This is a genomic window from Pseudomonas sp. S34 (genome assembly GCF_009866745.1).
GTDB classification, from domain to species: Bacteria; Pseudomonadota; Gammaproteobacteria; order Pseudomonadales; family Pseudomonadaceae; genus Aquipseudomonas; species Aquipseudomonas jessenii.
In genome coordinates, this window is record NZ_CP019398.1 from 3,522,351 (window position 1) to 3,539,435 (window position 17,085).

At 59.6% G+C, this 17,085-nt stretch carries 7 protein-coding genes; 4 read left to right on the forward strand and 3 right to left on the reverse strand.

Annotation, left to right across the window (positions count from 1 at the left end):
• Positions 1 to 60: 60 nt before the first annotated feature.
• Entirely contained in the window at positions 61 to 2,370 is a 2,310-nt protein-coding gene (locus PspS34_RS15735; protein ID WP_159390131.1) for a fatty acid cis/trans isomerase, read from the reverse strand.
• 156 nt (positions 2,371 to 2,526) lie between these two features.
• Between PspS34_RS15735 and metH the strand changes: the two genes are divergently transcribed.
• The gene (metH, locus tag PspS34_RS15740) at positions 2,527 to 6,237 is read left to right on the forward strand and encodes a methionine synthase (protein WP_159390132.1); all 3,711 of its coding nucleotides are present in this window, start codon (positions 2,527 to 2,529) and stop codon (positions 6,235 to 6,237) included.
• A 117-nt stretch (positions 6,238 to 6,354) separates the two neighbouring features.
• Here metH and PspS34_RS15745 read toward each other — a convergent pair whose 3' ends face one another.
• Complete coding sequence (locus PspS34_RS15745) at positions 6,355 to 12,933, reverse strand: NEL-type E3 ubiquitin ligase domain-containing protein (RefSeq protein WP_159390133.1); 6,579 nt, start codon at positions 12,931 to 12,933, stop codon at positions 6,355 to 6,357.
• A gap of 175 nt (positions 12,934 to 13,108) precedes the next feature.
• Between PspS34_RS15745 and PspS34_RS15750 the strand changes: the two genes are divergently transcribed.
• Positions 13,109 to 13,327 (forward strand): DUF2970 domain-containing protein, encoded by a 219-nt coding sequence (locus tag PspS34_RS15750; RefSeq protein ID WP_057714552.1) that lies wholly within the window; start codon positions 13,109 to 13,111, stop codon positions 13,325 to 13,327.
• A 6-nt stretch (positions 13,328 to 13,333) separates the two neighbouring features.
• On the opposite strand, the gene PspS34_RS15755 is transcribed toward PspS34_RS15750, so the two are convergent.
• Positions 13,334 to 14,419, reverse strand: a complete 1,086-nt coding sequence (locus PspS34_RS15755; RefSeq protein WP_150814454.1) for an ABC transporter substrate-binding protein — start codon at positions 14,417 to 14,419, stop codon at positions 13,334 to 13,336.
• A 523-nt stretch (positions 14,420 to 14,942) separates the two neighbouring features.
• On the opposite strand from PspS34_RS15755, the gene PspS34_RS15760 reads away from it, so the two are divergent.
• Together PspS34_RS15760 and PspS34_RS15765 are read left to right on the forward strand one after the other, a co-directional pair.
• Positions 14,943 to 16,601 (forward strand): nitrite/sulfite reductase, encoded by a 1,659-nt coding sequence (locus tag PspS34_RS15760; protein WP_159390134.1) that lies wholly within the window; start codon positions 14,943 to 14,945, stop codon positions 16,599 to 16,601.
• Positions 16,585 to 17,079, forward strand: coding sequence for a DUF934 domain-containing protein (locus PspS34_RS15765; RefSeq protein ID WP_057714377.1), 495 nt, complete (start codon positions 16,585 to 16,587; stop codon positions 17,077 to 17,079). Before PspS34_RS15760 ends, PspS34_RS15765 begins: the two co-directional genes overlap by 17 nt.
• The last annotated feature ends 6 nt before the right edge of the window (positions 17,080 to 17,085 follow it).

Here is a 17,085-nt window from a genome sequence, read left to right on the forward strand (position 1 = left end):
ATTGCGACTGACACACCGTTTTCGCGAGCAAGCCCGCTCCCACAGGGGATCTGCGTCCGATCAGAGGTTCTCGTAGCGATTCATGTCCAGCACGCCCTCTTCCACCGGATCGTTTTCGTGGATGTAGCGGCTCAGGTCATGGAAATAAGCCCAGAATTGCGGATGACTGCGGCGTATTCCCCAGCGTTCGACGATTTTCTCGAAGCTGTCGGTGTCCTTGGCGCTTTCCATCGCATCCACAAACGCCGGCACTTGCCCGGCCGGGATGTTGAACATGAAGTTCGGGTAGCTGCTGAGCACACCCGGGTAAATCGTCAGGGTGTCGAGCCCCGGTTGATAGCGCAGTGATTCACCGAGCAAAAACGCCACGTTGCTGTGGGCACGGTTACGCAACAGGCTGTAGACCTCACGCTTGCCGCTGCCGGTTTCAATACGCAGCAGCGTGGCCTCCGGCAACTGATCGATGACCCTCAGTCCGGCGGCCGGACGCGAAGTCAGGCGGCTCAATGCCTGCTCGGCACTTTGCAGGTCCGGATCGATGTTTGGCCGCGAACAGTAAGCGCCGTCGCAGCGATTGATCGGGTCGGGCCTTGCATTGAGATCGCCATAACGGGCCAGCAACTGCATGGCAAAGTCGCGCTTGGGGTCCAGCGCGTCAAGCTTCAGCGCGGTCGGCTTGTCGTCGTCGATGGTCTCGTAGTCGAGCCACATCTTGAATTTGCCACTGTTCTGATACCAGTCATCAAGGTAGTCATCCCGGGAGTCGGCGGGCATCAGGCGCAGGAAATTCTGTTCGGCACCGTTGCGGATCAAGTCGAAATACAAGCGCGTCTGAGCCTGATGGGACAGGTTCCCGAACACATCGAAGTTTACTGCCAGTTGATAGTAGGTGCGCTCCAGCAGCGGATAGTCGAACAGCCATATCGTTTGCGGCACCTCGCCGATCAGGCCTTTGGTCACCGAAGCACTGTCGAAATGGCGGAAGATACTCAGCAACGCATTGTCGTTGCCGGCCCACAGGGTCGACCAGCTCGGTGCTGGTTCATCGGCGTAGCTGTCCCGGCGCAAGGCTTCGTATTCGTTACGCTTGTCACGGTAGTCGTGCCACAGGCTGAGGACGCTGCCGACATCATCGTTCTGCCCCGGCATCGCCAGCAATGGCGTGGCCTGCCCGCGATAGTTCGGATCCGTGACATACAGGTCGTGCTCGGGCGCCTGGAACAGCGCCCAGAAATTATCGCGGATCACGTCCGTGGCGATCTGGCCGCGACACACTGGCCCACGAATGAACGTGCGCACAAAGTATTCGGCGTTATCGAGCATGAACTGATAGCGCGCCTGGGCCGGAATCGCTTCGAAAGTGGCAAAGGGGTTGGCCCGGCTCTGCGGTCCATAGCCCGGCAATGCGTCGACCTGCCAGTTGCCGCTGTAGAACAGGCTCTTGACCCGCGCCAGCTTCGCCGGACCCAGCGGATAGGTGATGTGGGTCTTGTGCACGATCACGCCCTGTACCGGCCACAGGCGATAGTAAAACTGCGTGCCCGGATCATCATTCGGGCGACGGGTGTTGATCAGGTCGATCGGCTGGCCGGTCGGGGTGCGCGAACGCACCCACTGGAAGAAATGCCCAGGCTCACCGTCCTTGAAGTAGAGATGGGCCAGGAACCAGTGCTCGTACAGCCAGCGCCCCACCAGGCTTTCCCGGGCTCCCGGCGAATTGAGCAGGTTTTCCCATTGCACCACCTGCAAGGCTTCCCTGGCGCTGGGCGCCAGCGCTTGCTGATCGATCGGCGCGCCTGCCGCCAGCCAGCGTTGCAGCGTCTGGTACTGCTGGTCGGTCAGGCCGGTCACTGCCAGCGGCATGCCCTCCTTCGGATGCTTGGCGGCATAGCCGTCGAACTCCGCGGGCATGGCACACATGTTTTCCCGGTTCAGGCCCAGGACGATGTCTTCCGGCAGCTTCGCGTTGGGTTGCAACGGAGTCTTGTGGCCAAGCTCCAGCATCCGCGCCATCAGTGCGGCCTGACTGCCCTGGGCATCGAGCACCGAATAGAAGCCCTTTTGCTGCCAGGCTTGTTTGCCGGAGGCGTCATAGAACAGTCGGGTCGGTGCAACCGCCTGGCGGCGGTCACCGTCATAGACAGGGACTTTCGTCGCGCCCCGCACCGCGCCCTCACCGCTGCCCAGGTTGAGCTGACAGGCGGCGTCATTGCAGGCGTGGCAGGCCACGCACTTTTCAGTGAAGATCGGTTGAATGTCGCGGCTGTAGGAGATAACAGGTGACATGGCAGAGGAAATCGCCGGGCCTTGCGCCACGGCGCCCCAGCTTAAAAACAGCAGCAATGTGCCGATGACGAAGCGATACGACATGTCCCTGGTCCCGAATCCTGAAAAAACGTCGCGATTCTACCGGTCTGTCACCCTTACCAACATGAACGATATTCATGCAAATTCGAGTCACGCTCCAAAAGCGCACAGGTTTGCTATCATCCCGGCCCTTCGTCATGGCCTTACCGAGTAGTCCAAATGTCCGATCGCAGCGTTCGCCTTCAAGCTCTCAAGCACGCCCTCAAAGAGCGCATCCTGATTCTCGATGGCGGTATGGGCACGATGATCCAGAGCTACAAGCTCGAAGAGCAGGATTACCGTGGCAAACGCTTCGCTGACTGGCCAAGCGATGTCAAAGGCAACAACGACCTGTTGGTACTGACTCGCCCGGACGTGATTGGCGGCATTGAAAAAGCCTACCTGGATGCCGGCGCCGACATTCTGGAAACCAACACCTTCAACGCCACCCAGATATCCCTCGCCGATTACGGCATGCAAGGCCTGGCGTATGAGTTAAACGTAGAAGGCGCACGCCTGGCGCGCAAGGTCGCCGACGCCAAGACCCTGGAAACCCCGGACAAGCCGCGCTTCGTTGCCGGCGTGCTCGGCCCGACCAGCCGCACCTGCTCGCTGTCGCCGGACGTGAACAACCCTGGCTACCGCAACGTGACCTTCGATGAACTGGTGGAAAACTACACCGAATCCACCAAAGGCCTGATCGAAGGCGGCGCCGACCTGATCCTGATCGAAACCATTTTCGATACACTGAACGCCAAGGCCGCGATCTTCGCCGTACAAGGCGTGTTTGAGGAACTGGGCGTCGAACTACCGATCATGATTTCCGGCACCATCACCGACGCCTCCGGCCGCACCCTGTCGGGCCAGACCACCGAAGCATTCTGGAACTCCGTGGCCCACGCCAAGCCGATTTCCGTCGGCCTGAACTGCGCCCTTGGCGCCCGTGAATTGCGCCCGTACCTCGAGGAGCTGTCGAACAAGGCCAGCACCCACGTTTCCGCGCACCCGAACGCCGGCCTGCCGAACGAATTCGGCGAGTACGACGAATTGCCGTCGGAAACCGCCAAGGTCATCGAAGAGTTCGCCCAGAGCGGCTTCCTCAACATCGTCGGCGGCTGCTGCGGCACCACGCCGGGCCACATCGAGGCCATCGCCAAGGCCGTGGCCGGTTATGCGCCGCGCGAGATTCCGGACATCCCGAAGGCTTGCCGCCTCTCGGGTCTGGAGCCGTTCACCATCGATCGCAACTCGCTGTTCGTCAACGTCGGCGAGCGGACCAACATCACCGGTTCCGCCAAGTTCGCCCGCCTGATCCGTGAAGACAACTACACCGAAGCCCTGGAAGTCGCCCTGCAGCAGGTCGAAGCCGGCGCCCAGGTGATCGACATCAACATGGACGAAGGGATGCTCGATTCGAAGAAGGCCATGGTGACCTTCCTCAATCTGATTGCCGGTGAACCGGACATCTCCCGCGTACCGATCATGATCGACTCCTCCAAGTGGGAAGTGATCGAAGCCGGCCTCAAGTGCATCCAGGGCAAGGGCATCGTCAACTCGATCAGCATGAAAGAAGGCGTCGAGCAGTTCATTCACCACGCCAAACTGTGCAAGCGCTACGGCGCCGCCGTGGTGGTGATGGCCTTCGACGAAGCCGGCCAGGCCGACACCGAAGCGCGCAAGAAGGAAATCTGCAAACGTTCCTACGACATTCTGGTCAACGAAGTGGACTTCCCGCCGGAAGACATCATCTTCGACCCGAACATCTTCGCCGTGGCCACCGGTATCGAAGAACACAACAACTACGCCGTCGATTTCATCAATGCCTGTGCCTACATCCGTGACGAACTGCCGTATGCCCTGACCTCCGGTGGCGTGTCCAACGTGTCGTTCTCGTTCCGTGGCAACAACCCGGTGCGCGAGGCGATCCACTCGGTGTTCCTGCTGTACGCGATCCGCTCCGGGCTGACCATGGGTATCGTCAACGCCGGGCAACTGGAGATCTACGACCAGATCCCGCTGGAACTGCGCGATGCCGTGGAAGACGTGATCCTCAACCGCACCCCGGAAGGCACCGACGCCCTCCTCGCCATCGCCGACAAGTACAAGGGCGACGGCAGCGTCAAGGAAGCCGAGACCGAAGAGTGGCGCAACTGGGACGTCAACAAGCGTCTGGAGCACGCACTGGTCAAAGGCATCACCACCCACATCGTCGAAGACACCGAAGAATCGCGCCAGTCCTTCGCTCGCCCGATCGAAGTGATCGAAGGCCCGTTGATGGCCGGCATGAACATCGTCGGCGACCTGTTCGGCGCCGGCAAAATGTTCCTGCCTCAGGTAGTGAAATCCGCCCGCGTGATGAAACAGGCCGTGGCCCACCTGATCCCGTTCATCGAACTGGAAAAAGGCGACAAGCCGGAGGCCAAGGGCAAGATCCTGATGGCGACCGTAAAAGGCGACGTGCATGACATCGGCAAGAACATCGTCGGCGTGGTGCTGGGCTGCAACGGCTACGACATCGTCGACCTGGGCGTGATGGTGCCGGCGGAAAAAATCCTGCAGGTGGCCAAGGAACAGAAGTGCGACATCATCGGCCTGTCCGGCCTGATCACCCCGTCGCTGGACGAGATGGTCCACGTCGCCCGCGAAATGCAGCGTCAGGACTTCCACCTGCCGTTGATGATCGGTGGCGCCACCACCTCCAAGGCGCACACGGCGGTGAAGATCGAGCCGAAGTACAGCAACGACGCGGTGATCTACGTCACCGACGCCTCCCGCGCCGTGGGCGTGGCGACCCAGTTGCTGTCCAAGGAACTCAAGGCCGGTTTTGTCGAGAAAACCCGCCAGGATTACATCGAAGTTCGCGAGCGCACGTCCAACCGCAGTGCCCGTACCGAGCGTCTGAGCTACGGCGCAGCCATTGCCAAGAAGCCGCAATTCGACTGGGCGTCCTACACGCCGGTCAAACCGACTTTCACCGGCGCGCGGGTGCTGGACAACATCGACCTCGACGTGCTGGCCGAATACATCGACTGGACGCCGTTTTTCATATCCTGGGACCTGGCCGGCAAGTTCCCGCGCATTCTCCAGGACGAAGTGGTCGGTGAAGCCGCCACCTCGCTGTACAACGACGCGAGGGAAATGCTGCGCAAATTGATCGACGAAAAACTGATCAGCGCTCGCGCGGTGTTCGGCTTCTGGCCGGCCAACCAGGTGCATGACGACGACATCGAGCTCTATGGCGATGACGGCAAGCCAATGGCCAAGCTGCATCACTTGCGCCAGCAGATCATCAAGACCGACGGCAAGCCGAACTTCTCCCTGGCCGACTTCGTCGCGCCCAAGGACAGTGAAGTGACCGACTACGTGGGTGGTTTCATCACCACCGCCGGCATCGGCGCCGAAGAAGTGGCCAAGGCCTACCAGGACGCTGGCGACGACTACAACTCGATCATGGTCAAGGCACTTGCCGACCGACTGGCCGAGGCGTGCGCCGAGTGGCTGCACCAGCAGGTGCGTAAAGACTATTGGGGTTATGCCAAGGATGAAGCGCTGGATAACGAGGCTCTGATCAAGGAGCAGTACAGCGGAATTCGTCCGGCTCCGGGCTACCCGGCCTGCCCGGATCACACCGAGAAAGCCCAGCTGTTCGCCCTGCTAGACCCAGAGGCCCAGGAAATGCGCGCAGGCCGCAGCGGTGTATTCCTCACCGAGCACTACGCGATGTTCCCGGCGGCAGCGGTCAGCGGCTGGTACTTTGCTCACCCGCAGGCGCAGTACTTCGCCGTGGGCAAGATCGACAAGGACCAGGTGCAGAGCTACACGTCGCGCAAAGGCCAGGAACTGAGCGTTACCGAGCGCTGGCTGGCGCCGAATCTCGGTTACGACAACTGAGTGATCAACTGAAAAAAACCTTGTGGGAGCGAGCTTGCTCGCGATAGCGGCGTATCAGTCAACATTGATGTTGAACATCAAGCCCCCATCGCGAGCAAGCTCGCTCCCACAGGTGATTTACCTGTTTGAGGCAGTCGTCAGCTCCGCGACCTCCTGTCGGGACAATTCGATCATCTTCGCGTTACGCGCCGCCCTCTGCTCGAAAAGCTGAGTCAGTAATGCCGCATCGTCAGCGTTTTCAACTTCCTCCTGCACATCCATCTCATCCAGAGCCTTGAACACGTCAGGATGTTTTTCCTTGAGATAACTTTCCCAATAGTCGCGCTGGATCAAGTCTTCAAAGAAACCATCGGACTGCTCTGCGTTGACGATCTCGATTCGCGCGTCCGCCAGTTGTTGAGCGGTCACTCCCGAGGCATAGGTCATGTGTTTCGGTTGCCCTGGCAGCTCCAGGCCGTCCGCCCACCCTTGTGTCAGCCCGATTCGATAGCCTAAGCGTATTTCGGCTTCATCCTGCCCGCTTTGCGCGGCGATTTTCCTCGCAAGATCGTCGACCTTGTCCAGTCGAAACAGCTGCCGGGATAGATTCAGCAGTGCATGCCCCTTCACACTCGGGCGCCCGACGGGAATATCAAGCAAGGCGTTGTGGGTGAAGACTCTGCTTTCCAGTCCGCTGAACGTCAGGATTCGACCGTCGACACACGTGCCGTGGGTGCTGGAACTGGCAAACAGGATCTCCCGCAGTTCGGAATCGCTGGCGGCGCCTTCAATGACCGTCCATACCCGCCGCGTCAGATCGGCGTTTGCCACCCTGAACTCCTGAGTATCCCGCAGTCGTGAAAGCAGATGAAAAAACGCCTCATTGCCCGGTTCCGCCGCGAGTTGATTCCATAACGCGGTTTTGCTCGCCACCTCCTCAGGAGGAAGATTGGCCAACCACGGTGTTTTCTGCTCGGGATCCGGCTCGGTCTCTGACAGGTCCTCATCCGTATCGATGCCTTCACTGCTATCGCCGCCATCGCCGTTGGCGTCATCGATCAACTCGTCAAGATCGGCCCGCGAGATCCCCAGCACCGTGTCGTGGAAACCCGCTTCACGGTAATCCCTGAGTCGTTCAAGGCTCTCAAGCGACAGGTTGTCGTTGTCGCTCAGATCCGTACCGGCCGTCAAAACGTCATGGTCGCCACTCAGGGCCTGCTCGGGGATCGACGTGATGTCGTTGCCACTGAGATTGAGCGTGCCCAGGTGTTGGCTGTCGAACACCCCGTCCGGCCATTCGGTCAAATTATTGTTGCGCAGATCCAGCGTCTCCAATTGCTCGAAAATACTGATATCAAAGGCATCCAATGCGTTGTAGCTCAAGTCCAGCCAGCGCAAACGCTCCAGACTGTTCAATGAGGCATACAGCTGCTCGGTATCGGCCATCTGGTTCGAGGACATTTCCAGACGCTCGAGCCTGTCCATGTAACGGACCGGCTCTGGAACGGCATCCAGCCCATTGCCATTGAGGTCCAGGGTTTTCAGGCGAGTAAAGGCCTTGAGGAACCCATCGGAACCTTGCCGGGTAAGTTTTACGCTCGTCAGTTTCAACGTGCCAACATGCTCGAACGATACCGGCACCTCAGGCAGGTCACCCAGTTGCAGACCGTTCAGATCCAGCACCGCATCAGCCACCGCGCCCGTGCCGCTCAGACCTGTTTGCCAGCATTCGAGGATCCGCAAGGCAGCCTGCCTGCGAATGCTGGAAGACGTCATCCAGCCATTACCGCGGGATCCCCGGGTAAACAGCCAGCCATTCAATTGGCGCGTGAGCGTTTCATAGGTTTTCTCCCATTCGGCAATTTTCACGCTCGCAGCTTCGCTCCCCTGCATCTGTTCGATCATTTGCAAAGCGTCATCATCGGCGAGTGTCGGTTTCAGTCGTTGCAGGCGCTTTGTCAAAACCGCAACCCCTTCTCCCGCCGGGACTTCCGGCAGCGGCAACAATTGAAGCGCGATCGAACTGCCGCTTTCGAACGGCGGGAAATCCTGTGGCACCTGTTCCAGGTCGAACCGTTCCAGCGCGCCGGCCGGAAGACATTTGGCCATTTCCATTCGATGCCTGGCTGCGTTGCGCATGGCGACGGCTTGAGGGGTTAAAGGTGTGCCCGCGAGGTTGGTCTTGAGCAGCGTCTCATCCGCAAGCGGCTCCGGCAGCGCGTTGACCCTGCTGTCTCGCAAGTCCAGCCAATACAGCTCTGGCAGCTCCTGTACCCCGGTCGGCCATTCTTGCAGCGCTGTGCCACTTAGGTTCAAGGACTTGAGGCGGGTCATTGCACTGACATCCAAGGCATTCAACGGGTTGTTGCTCAAGTCCAGGTATTGCAGTGCCTGCAATCCATCAAAAGCTTGCTGAACCCCGGCGTCGCCAACAATTGCGTTATTGGAAAGATCCAGATCAGTCAGCTTTTCAAGATCACCGGGCGCAAAGGGCACTTCGGCCAGACCGCCGCCACTCACGTCAAGTTTTTCAAGCCCGGGAAACTTGCGTACGAAATTGCGGATCTGCTCGACGGGGGCTCTATTACCCTTCAGATACAAGGTTCGTACTTCAGGGAAGGCGCCGTCCGGCAATTCGGGAAACTCACTCAACGCCAGGCTCGGCCAGTCGAGTACCGAAGCTTCAGCCGTCGAGCCGTAGCGTTTGAATGCGCCGTTGCGCCAGCAGGCTCTCAGGGCATTTGCCGTCAATGTACGCCCCATGATCTCGTTCGCCGCTCCGGGCAATTGCAGCGCGCGTTGGGACCAGTCATCAAGCTGCCGGTTGAGCTGATGATGCTGCTCGCTCAATGCTTCGACGGCGTCGAATCTCGCCCCTGCGTCTTGCCACTGCTCGACAAATTGATTGAACAATCCCGCGGACGGGGAATTGATGCCTTCAGCAAGACGCTTCAACTCGCCCTTGCAGTAATCCCTGACCATTTCTTCCAGAACAACAAGGTGCCGGGGCTGACGCCGGAGATACTCATAGGCCTGTTTGAAGTTTGGACGCGGCATGTTCGACCAATCCAGCGACAACCCGGACCAGAGTTTTTCATGCCCTTCGAAAATGCCATCGGGGAAGGTGCTAATGGCAGTCCCGGTGAGGTTCAGACGTTCAAGACGGGGCAGTTCCAGAACCCCGGTTGGCCATTGATCCATGGACGGTGCAATCACTTCAAGCTGACGCAGATTGCGTAGCCGACTGACGTCCAGCGCCACGGGAACGCCCCAGGTTGAATACACGCTGAGTTCCTCGAGCGTCGTCAACGCCCCCAGCCTCGACGGCATGTCTGCGGCGAAGGGCGCAGCAGAATACAGGCTAAGCGCTCTGAGATCCGGCATGCTGCTCAGTACCTGGGGCACGGTGCTGAAATTGTTGCCTGTGCCATTGATCCGCAGTCGATTGAGCTTTGGAAAATTCGCCAGCATCGCATCGACATTGGCGTCGGTGATGCTTCGACCCCGGACATACAGATCTCGCACATGGGAGAAGTCCGCCGACAGCGCGGGGATTGGGTCATCACAAACCAGGTCAAGCAGTCTGTAGCGCGAACGCTCTGCGGCCAGTGGCGAATTGCGCCAGGATTCCTTGAGACTCTCGGCGACCGAGGCCTTGCCTCCGAGCATCGACTCCAGGACAGTACCCGCTGTCGGCTCGCCAACCCATTGATCGAGCGTTGCCTCGAGGGTCTCCCACTCGCGCATACGCTCCTGCAGAAGGCTATAAATCTGTGCGTCGGTTTTTCCCGCGCGCAGTTGCGCCAGGATAAATCCATTGGCCTGTTGATCCGTCAGCGCCGGGTAGACATCCTGAACCCGCGACACCAGCGAAGGATTCAAACCTTGCCCGCGCCCGCTGGCGTAGTAGCCGACCCGGCGCTCGGTTACGCGTACGGGTGGTTTGAACGCCTTGCGGTGACCGCTGCGCTGCTCCAGCATGCGCGACAATTGCGCGCGATGCTCGAACGCCGATTTGATCACTCCCTGCTTCAGACCTGCGCTTTGACCTACGTGTGGAACGCCCAATGCGCGACGGGATTCATCGGGCAATGCGTGCATGATCGAGGCGTAAAAGTTATCGCCGGTGGCGGGCACGCCGTTAAGTGTTTCGCCAAGCTCGTCGAATGCCTGATAGGACGGGCCATTTTTAACCAGGTACTTGCGGATCGTCGCGGCCTCGCTGCCAATCCCATCGATAAGCGAACCCCCGATGTGGCCATCGCGGATCTCCAGCCGCACTTCGTCGGACCAGCCCGGCATTTTTTCCAGGGCATGCAGTGCGAGCCAGCGGCTGTCAGCGGACAGCGCAGATTCCGCGCGCAGGCCCGTAAAAGCCTGGGCCTGGCGCCCCCGTTGCGTATACCAACGGGCCTCCTCCAGCATTTTCAGGGGAATTCGACTCGTTGATTTCAGGCGGGTGAGCTCTTCGGCATTGGCATCGAGCAGAATCCTGCGGGCAGCGGCATTGCTCAGCCCCGGGCTGGCGCGTTGCAATTTTTCGAGCAGTGGTCCGCCGGTGCCGGGGTCGGCTTCGAACAGCCCTAAGGCGTGGGCCAGCTCCGGCGGCGGCGCCAGGTGATCCATGTGCATCTTGCGCAAGGCATTGTCCTCGACACCACAGGCCTCGGCGATGTCGAGCAGTTGCTCATCGGAAAATGCCTCGGTGGTATGGCCGATGCGCCGCAGCAGTGTCAGCCGATCCCAGGTCCGGGGACGCTCCAGCGCATGGCGCCAGGCGCCATGCCCGTTGTGTTCGAGTATGGGTTGCCAGGCGTCGGTATCCGTCGGATGCCGAATGCGCCATTTTTTCAGCGATGGGTCAAAGGTTGTTTCGTAGACCTTGCCTCCCTGCCGAATGAAGGTTTTGCCATTTATCCGGTGCAGCCCCGACGCATCAGGGACTGAATGGCGAGGCAGGATGAGGTTACGTTCGTAACCGCTCAGGTCAGGTTTCCATAAGCGGGTTTTGCCGTCGGCGTGCTGGATGGGCTGCAGGCTTTCAACCAGCGGCTCGGGTTTCACCGCCGTCAGCTTGGCCAAGCCTTTGCCCGCACCGGCCATCACCGCGGCCAGCGCCAGATTCTCGGCCACATCGACCAGGTGCGCCTTGGCCGCCGTTCGATCCCCTTCACTCCACTCGATCGCCCCCTCAAACGACTCGTACAGCAACTGCCCCGCCATGACCGTCAGCATGATCTCCCCCAGCACCGGCACGAACATCGACACCATGTTCAATCCGAGCATGCCGATTTCCAGCAGGTGGTTGAGCTTTTGCGCCCGTACTCGCGCATCGACGTCCGCCGTGGGCACCGCATGGCTGCGTGCGTCGGCGATGACTTTCTTGCGGTTTTGCTCGTAGAGATAAGTCCACAGATCGCTGTTGGCGGACCAGATGCCCGCCACGCCCTCGCGAATCATCCCGAATGGATTGAGATAAGGATCTTCGACCGGCTCACGCTTACCCGCAGGCTCTGGCGGCAGCTCTTTGATGCGGGCGACGGACGACAACGGGGGCACGTACTGGAGGACCTTCAACCAGAATGAATGCAAAGGATCAGTCGGAGAGTCGGCAGCCTTGCGGGTGAACTGGCTGAAGTAATAAGGGCGGTCGGCGTAGGCGACGAACTGGCTGAAAAAACGCTGGTGGACGGTCGGCTCGCTGCCACTGGCGGGCAATGCGTCCTGGGCGGTGAACTGGCGCTTGAATTCTTCACGCAGCTGCTCAGAGGTATAGCGTTTGAGCGGGTGCTCGGGATCGTGGGGAATGTAGACGATGTAGTCGTTGGTATAGCGATATTGTTCACTGATGCTGAACACGACACAGCCCGTCATCCTGCGCTTCATCAGGTTCAGGTCACGAAACCAGACTGGCCTGTTGCCTACACGGGGATGGACCTCGCCATTAACCACCGAAAGGATCATTGCGTAATCGTCGGGTTCGATATCTTTTTTCAGCAGCGCCAATTCAGCGGCTGCTCTCATTGCCGCTTTCTGACTGGCAATGAATTGCTCGGACACTGTCGATTTCTTCTGCGCAGCCGTTGCCTGGAAAAACGCCTCGACACGGGTTTGATACTGCGCGCCGATATCCAGCTTGCGGCAGAGTGAAAGGAATTGCGTGACCGACATGTTGAGGGTAGCGACCTCGAACGTACCAGGCGTGGAAGTCTCGACGACAAAGCCCGACCCGCGATGAAAGGCGCCCGCCTCGCATTCGGACGCTTCGAAGTTATGCAGTGCCGCCTGCAACAACGAAAGCTTCATGACCTCGAATGTGCCGATTTCGATTTCAAGATCGCTGACTTCCAGCGCTCGCCTCAGGCACACCAGGGTTTTGTTGACATCGGCCTCGACCCCGAACTGATCCTTCAGCGCCTTTTGCAGTATCGGCTCGGCAAAGCTTTCGGCATCTGGCAGCGACGACATGGTTTTGTCGAGCAGGGTCTGGCAAACCAGGCTGTCGTTGAAACGGTCTTTCAGTGCCTGCTGTTGCTCGCTGGAGGCTCGCGAGTACCAGCGCGGCGCGAGTGAGCCGCTGGCTTTTATGGCTGCCCGCCGCTGCGGCGTGGCATCGATCAACCAATCAGGCGTCAGCTGTTCAAGAAGCTCGCGGTGAATGCTGGTTTGGCCCGCAACCAGAGGTTGACGGGGCACAGAGGGGGGATGGGTAGACATTGTGTCGCTCCTGAAAAATGGAACGACAGAACATCATTTCAGTGAACCGTATCTGCGGTAGATAGTTATCGCATCGGCCCAGACTGATTTCAAAATGCGTCGATTCGCAGGCCGGCCGCACCACTGGCCGGCAGATTGTCTATGCTCTGAGGACTTACTGACAGGCGAGGGATTTATGGACGATCCGGTCGACAACAAGCCGCCAACCTTCTGGCAGATGTTGCACAGTGTCATGGCGGCAGCGTTCGGAGTGCAGAGCAACAAGAACCGGGCGCGGGATTTTACCCACGGCAAGCCCAGTCATTTCGTGATCCTGGGGATTTTGTTCACCACGGTGTTTGCCCTGACGCTGTTTGGCATCGTCAAACTGGTGTTGCTGCTGGCAGGGATCTGAAACGGCTCAGTGCATCAGGATTTGCAGGCTGAACGGATAGCGGTAGGACGCTGGTCGCCCCTTCGCCGACAGCTTGTGGAAATCCACCCCGAAATTCTGTGCGCTGCCCAACGCCAGCAGTTGTTTGGCTTGCGCCCGGTTAATCAGTTGCAACAGCGGAAGTTGTCGGTCCCGACCGCCGTACTGGCTGATGTCGACCCCTTGGTCATAGTCATGCAGTTCAACCAGTGCCCAGCCGCCCAGGCTGAAATGCCCGCCCAGCAACACGCTCAGGCGGTTGTCGAGCAGCGCTTGCAATGCTGCGGGTGAATTGTTGATGGCGCCGAACAATGCATCCTTGCCGGGAACACCGCCCGATTCGACATACGCCTGCATGACGCCAAACGCCATTTCGTCGTTGGCCGCCCACACCAGTGAAGTCTGCGGATAACGCGTGAACAACAGTTTGGCTTGCTCGTACGCGCGCTGACGTGTCCAGCCGCCGTACACCAACTGACGCAAACGCACTTGCGGGTGTTCGGCCAGCGCCCGACGCATGCCCTTCTCACGCAACTGCGCCGACGGCGTGACCTTCAAACCGGAAAAAGCCAGCAGGTCAATCATCTGGCCCGGGGCCACCGGGGGATGCAACCGAATCAACTCCTTGAGCATCAGGTAGCCGCCCTCCTCATCGTTGGGCACCAGGCTGCCGATCCAGTCGGGATACTTGTCGGGTCGGGCGCCGAGCAGTTTTACCTGATCCACAGTCAAGGCATTGTTGACCAGAAACAACTTCACCCCGCTGCCTTGTGCCAGGCGCAGCACTTCGGGGGCAACGGATTGTTCGTTGACGAACACAAGGTAGTCGGGACGATTGTGTCCCTGGAGGGCTTCGCGCGCCTGCTTGATGATGTTTTCAGGCACCCGGTCGGAGTACTGGATCCGCAGGTCCATGCCCAGATCCCTGGCGGCGGCCTGCATGAACTGCGAGTAACTGACCCAAAAAGCTTCCTTGGTGGTTCCCGGGTTGAGGAACAGCACTGACGCCGCTTGAGCGCACGGTCCCGCGACCATGCCCAGCGCCAGTAATACACCCCTTAGAAACTTCAACATGTGTCGTCCGAGCCCCCGGAAATTCGCCGCGCATTATAGCCAGCGAACGTCCGTAAAACGGCGACTTTTCCGGTTTTTGTCAGACAATCGTCGGAACCGGGCCCGGACGGGGTCGCTTACTGATGACTGACCCAGAATACCGCGGTCCCCACGACCAGAATGATCAGGAACAAAATGGCCCATGCATCAACGGTGCTATCGCTTTTCCGTGCTTTGGTTGGGTTGCTCATTGCATCGCCTCTTGTCGGTTTTATCGGTGATTGCATAAAGACTCGAGCAGAGTAAAGACGACGATTGCCCGCATCACAAACAGGGTCTTCGTAACAACGACTCTCATTAGTCGATTTGGTTCTTTACATATGCTCAAACATCACTTTTACGCATAACTGCAAACTGGTATCGTGCCCCGGCTCCGTAGGGAGTGCGCGGCCGTGCGCGCAGAATTGCCGAGGTATTATCGGACGCCAGCAAGCCAAAAAACGCCGCTGTTTCCGACCGGCCCAAGCCTGAGAACAGGACTTATATGTACGTATACGACGAATACGATCAGCGGATCATCGAGGACCGCGTCAAGCAGTTCCGTGATCAGACCCGACGCTATCTGGCAGGCGAGCTGAGCGAAGAAGAATTCCGCCCCCTGCGCCTGCAAAATGGCCTTTATATCCAGCGTTTCGCGCCTATGCTGCGAGTCGCCGTGCCTTACGGCCAACTGACTTCGCGCCAGATGCGAATGATGGCCAGGATTGCCCGCGACTACGACAAGGGCTATGCCCACATCAGTACCCGGCAGAACGTGCAGTTCAACTGGCCGGCCGTGGAAGACATTCCGGACATTCTCGCTGAACTGGCCACCGTGCAGATGCACGCGATCCAGACCAGCGGCAACTGCCTGCGCAACGTCACCACCGACCAGTTTGCCGGTGTCGCCGCCGACGAACTGATCGACCCGCGCCCATGGTGCGAGATCGTCCGCCAGTGGACCACGTTCCACCCGGAATTCGCCTACCTGCCGCGCAAATTCAAGATTGCAGTCAACGGTTCGACTTCCGACCGTGCCGCCATCGAAGTCCACGACATCGGCCTTGAGCCGGTGCACAACGCAGCCGGCGAACTGGGCTTCCGCGTGCTTGTCGGCGGTGGCCTGGGTCGTACGCCGGTGGTGGGCGCGTTCATCAATGAATTCCTGCCGTGGCAAGACCTGTTGAGCTACCTCGACGCCATCCTGCGGGTCTACAACCGCTATGGCCGTCGCGACAACAAGTACAAGGCGCGGATCAAGATCCTGGTCAAAGCGCTGACGCCTGAAGTCTTTGCACAGAAAGTCGATGCGGAAATGGAGCACCTGCGCGGTGGCCAGACCACGCTGACCGAAGCCGAAGTGCAGCGCGTCGCCACACACTTCGTCGATCCGGACTACAAGGCGCTGGACAACCAGTCCGCCGCCCTGGCCGAGCTCGACCAGCAGCACCCGGGCTTCGCCCGCTGGCGCGTGCGCAACACCCTGGCCCACAAGAAGCCGGGCTACGTGGCCGTGACCTTGTCCCTGAAACCAACCGGCGTTGCACCGGGCGACATCACCGACAAACAGCTCGACGCCGTGGCCGACCTGGCCGACCGCTACAGCTTCGGTCAACTGCGCACCTCCCACGAGCAGAACATCATCCTGGCCGACGTCGAGCAGGACAAGCTGTTCGCCCTGTGGGGCGAGTTGCGCGAGCAAGGTTTCGCCACGCCGAACATCGGCCTGCTGACCGACATCATCTGCTGCCCGGGCGGTGATTTCTGCTCCCTGGCCAACGCCAAGTCGATCCCGATCGCCGAATCGATCCAGCGCCGCTTCGACGACCTGGACTACCTGTTCGACATCGGCGAACTGGACCTGAACATCTCCGGTTGCATGAACGCCTGTGGTCACCACCACGTCGGCCACATCGGCATCCTGGGGGTAGACAAGAAAGGCGAAGAGTTCTATCAGGTTTCCCTCGGCGGCAGCGCCAGCCGTGACGCCAGCCTGGGCAAGATCCTCGGCCCGTCCTTTGCCCAGGAAGCCATGCCTGACGTGATCGAAAAGCTGATCGACGTGTACATCGAACAACGTACCGAAGACGAACGCTTCATCGACACCTATCAGCGTATTGGTATCGACCTCTTCAAGGAGCGTGTCTATGCAGCGAATCATTAAGAACAACGAGGTCGTCGACGAAACCTGGCACCTGCTGCCCAAGGACTTCAACATCGACGAGATCAGCAACTGCGACGACCTCATCGTGCCGTTACAGCTGTGGCGCGAACACAGCCGCATGCTCCTGGCCCGCGACGGTGGCCTGGGCATCTGGCTGGATGCCGATGAAGAAGCCGAGGAAATCGGAGAAGACGTGGCGCAATTCCAGGTCATCGCCCTGAACTTCCCGGCATTCACCGATGGCCGCAACTACTCCAACGCCCGCCTGCTGCGTGACCGTTACGGTTTCAAGGGCGAATTGCGGGCCATTGGCGACGTGCTGCGTGACCAGTTGTTCTACATGCATCGCTGTGGTTTCGACGCGTTCGCCATTCGCGCCGACAAAGACCCGCACGAAGCCCTTGAAGGCCTCAAGGACTTCTCGGTGACCTACCAGGCCGCTGCCGACGAACCGCTGCCGCTGTTCCGTCGTCGCTGACCGTCA

What these genes read in the sequence shown, in the direction of transcription:
- PspS34_RS15735 (WP_159390131.1), bottom strand. Translation starts at nt 2,370, where the DNA reads ATGTCGTATCGCTTCGTCATCGGCACATTGCTGCTGTTTTTAAGCTGG.
- metH (WP_159390132.1), top strand. Translation starts at nt 2,527, where the DNA reads ATGTCCGATCGCAGCGTTCGCCTTCAAGCTCTCAAGCACGCCCTCAAA.
- PspS34_RS15745 (WP_159390133.1), bottom strand. Translation starts at nt 12,933, where the DNA reads ATGTCTACCCATCCCCCCTCTGTGCCCCGTCAACCTCTGGTTGCGGGC.
- PspS34_RS15750 (WP_057714552.1), top strand. Translation starts at nt 13,109, where the DNA reads ATGGACGATCCGGTCGACAACAAGCCGCCAACCTTCTGGCAGATGTTG.
- PspS34_RS15755 (WP_150814454.1), bottom strand. Translation starts at nt 14,419, where the DNA reads ATGTTGAAGTTTCTAAGGGGTGTATTACTGGCGCTGGGCATGGTCGCG.
- PspS34_RS15760 (WP_159390134.1), top strand. Translation starts at nt 14,943, where the DNA reads ATGTACGTATACGACGAATACGATCAGCGGATCATCGAGGACCGCGTC.
- PspS34_RS15765 (WP_057714377.1), top strand. Translation starts at nt 16,585, where the DNA reads ATGCAGCGAATCATTAAGAACAACGAGGTCGTCGACGAAACCTGGCAC.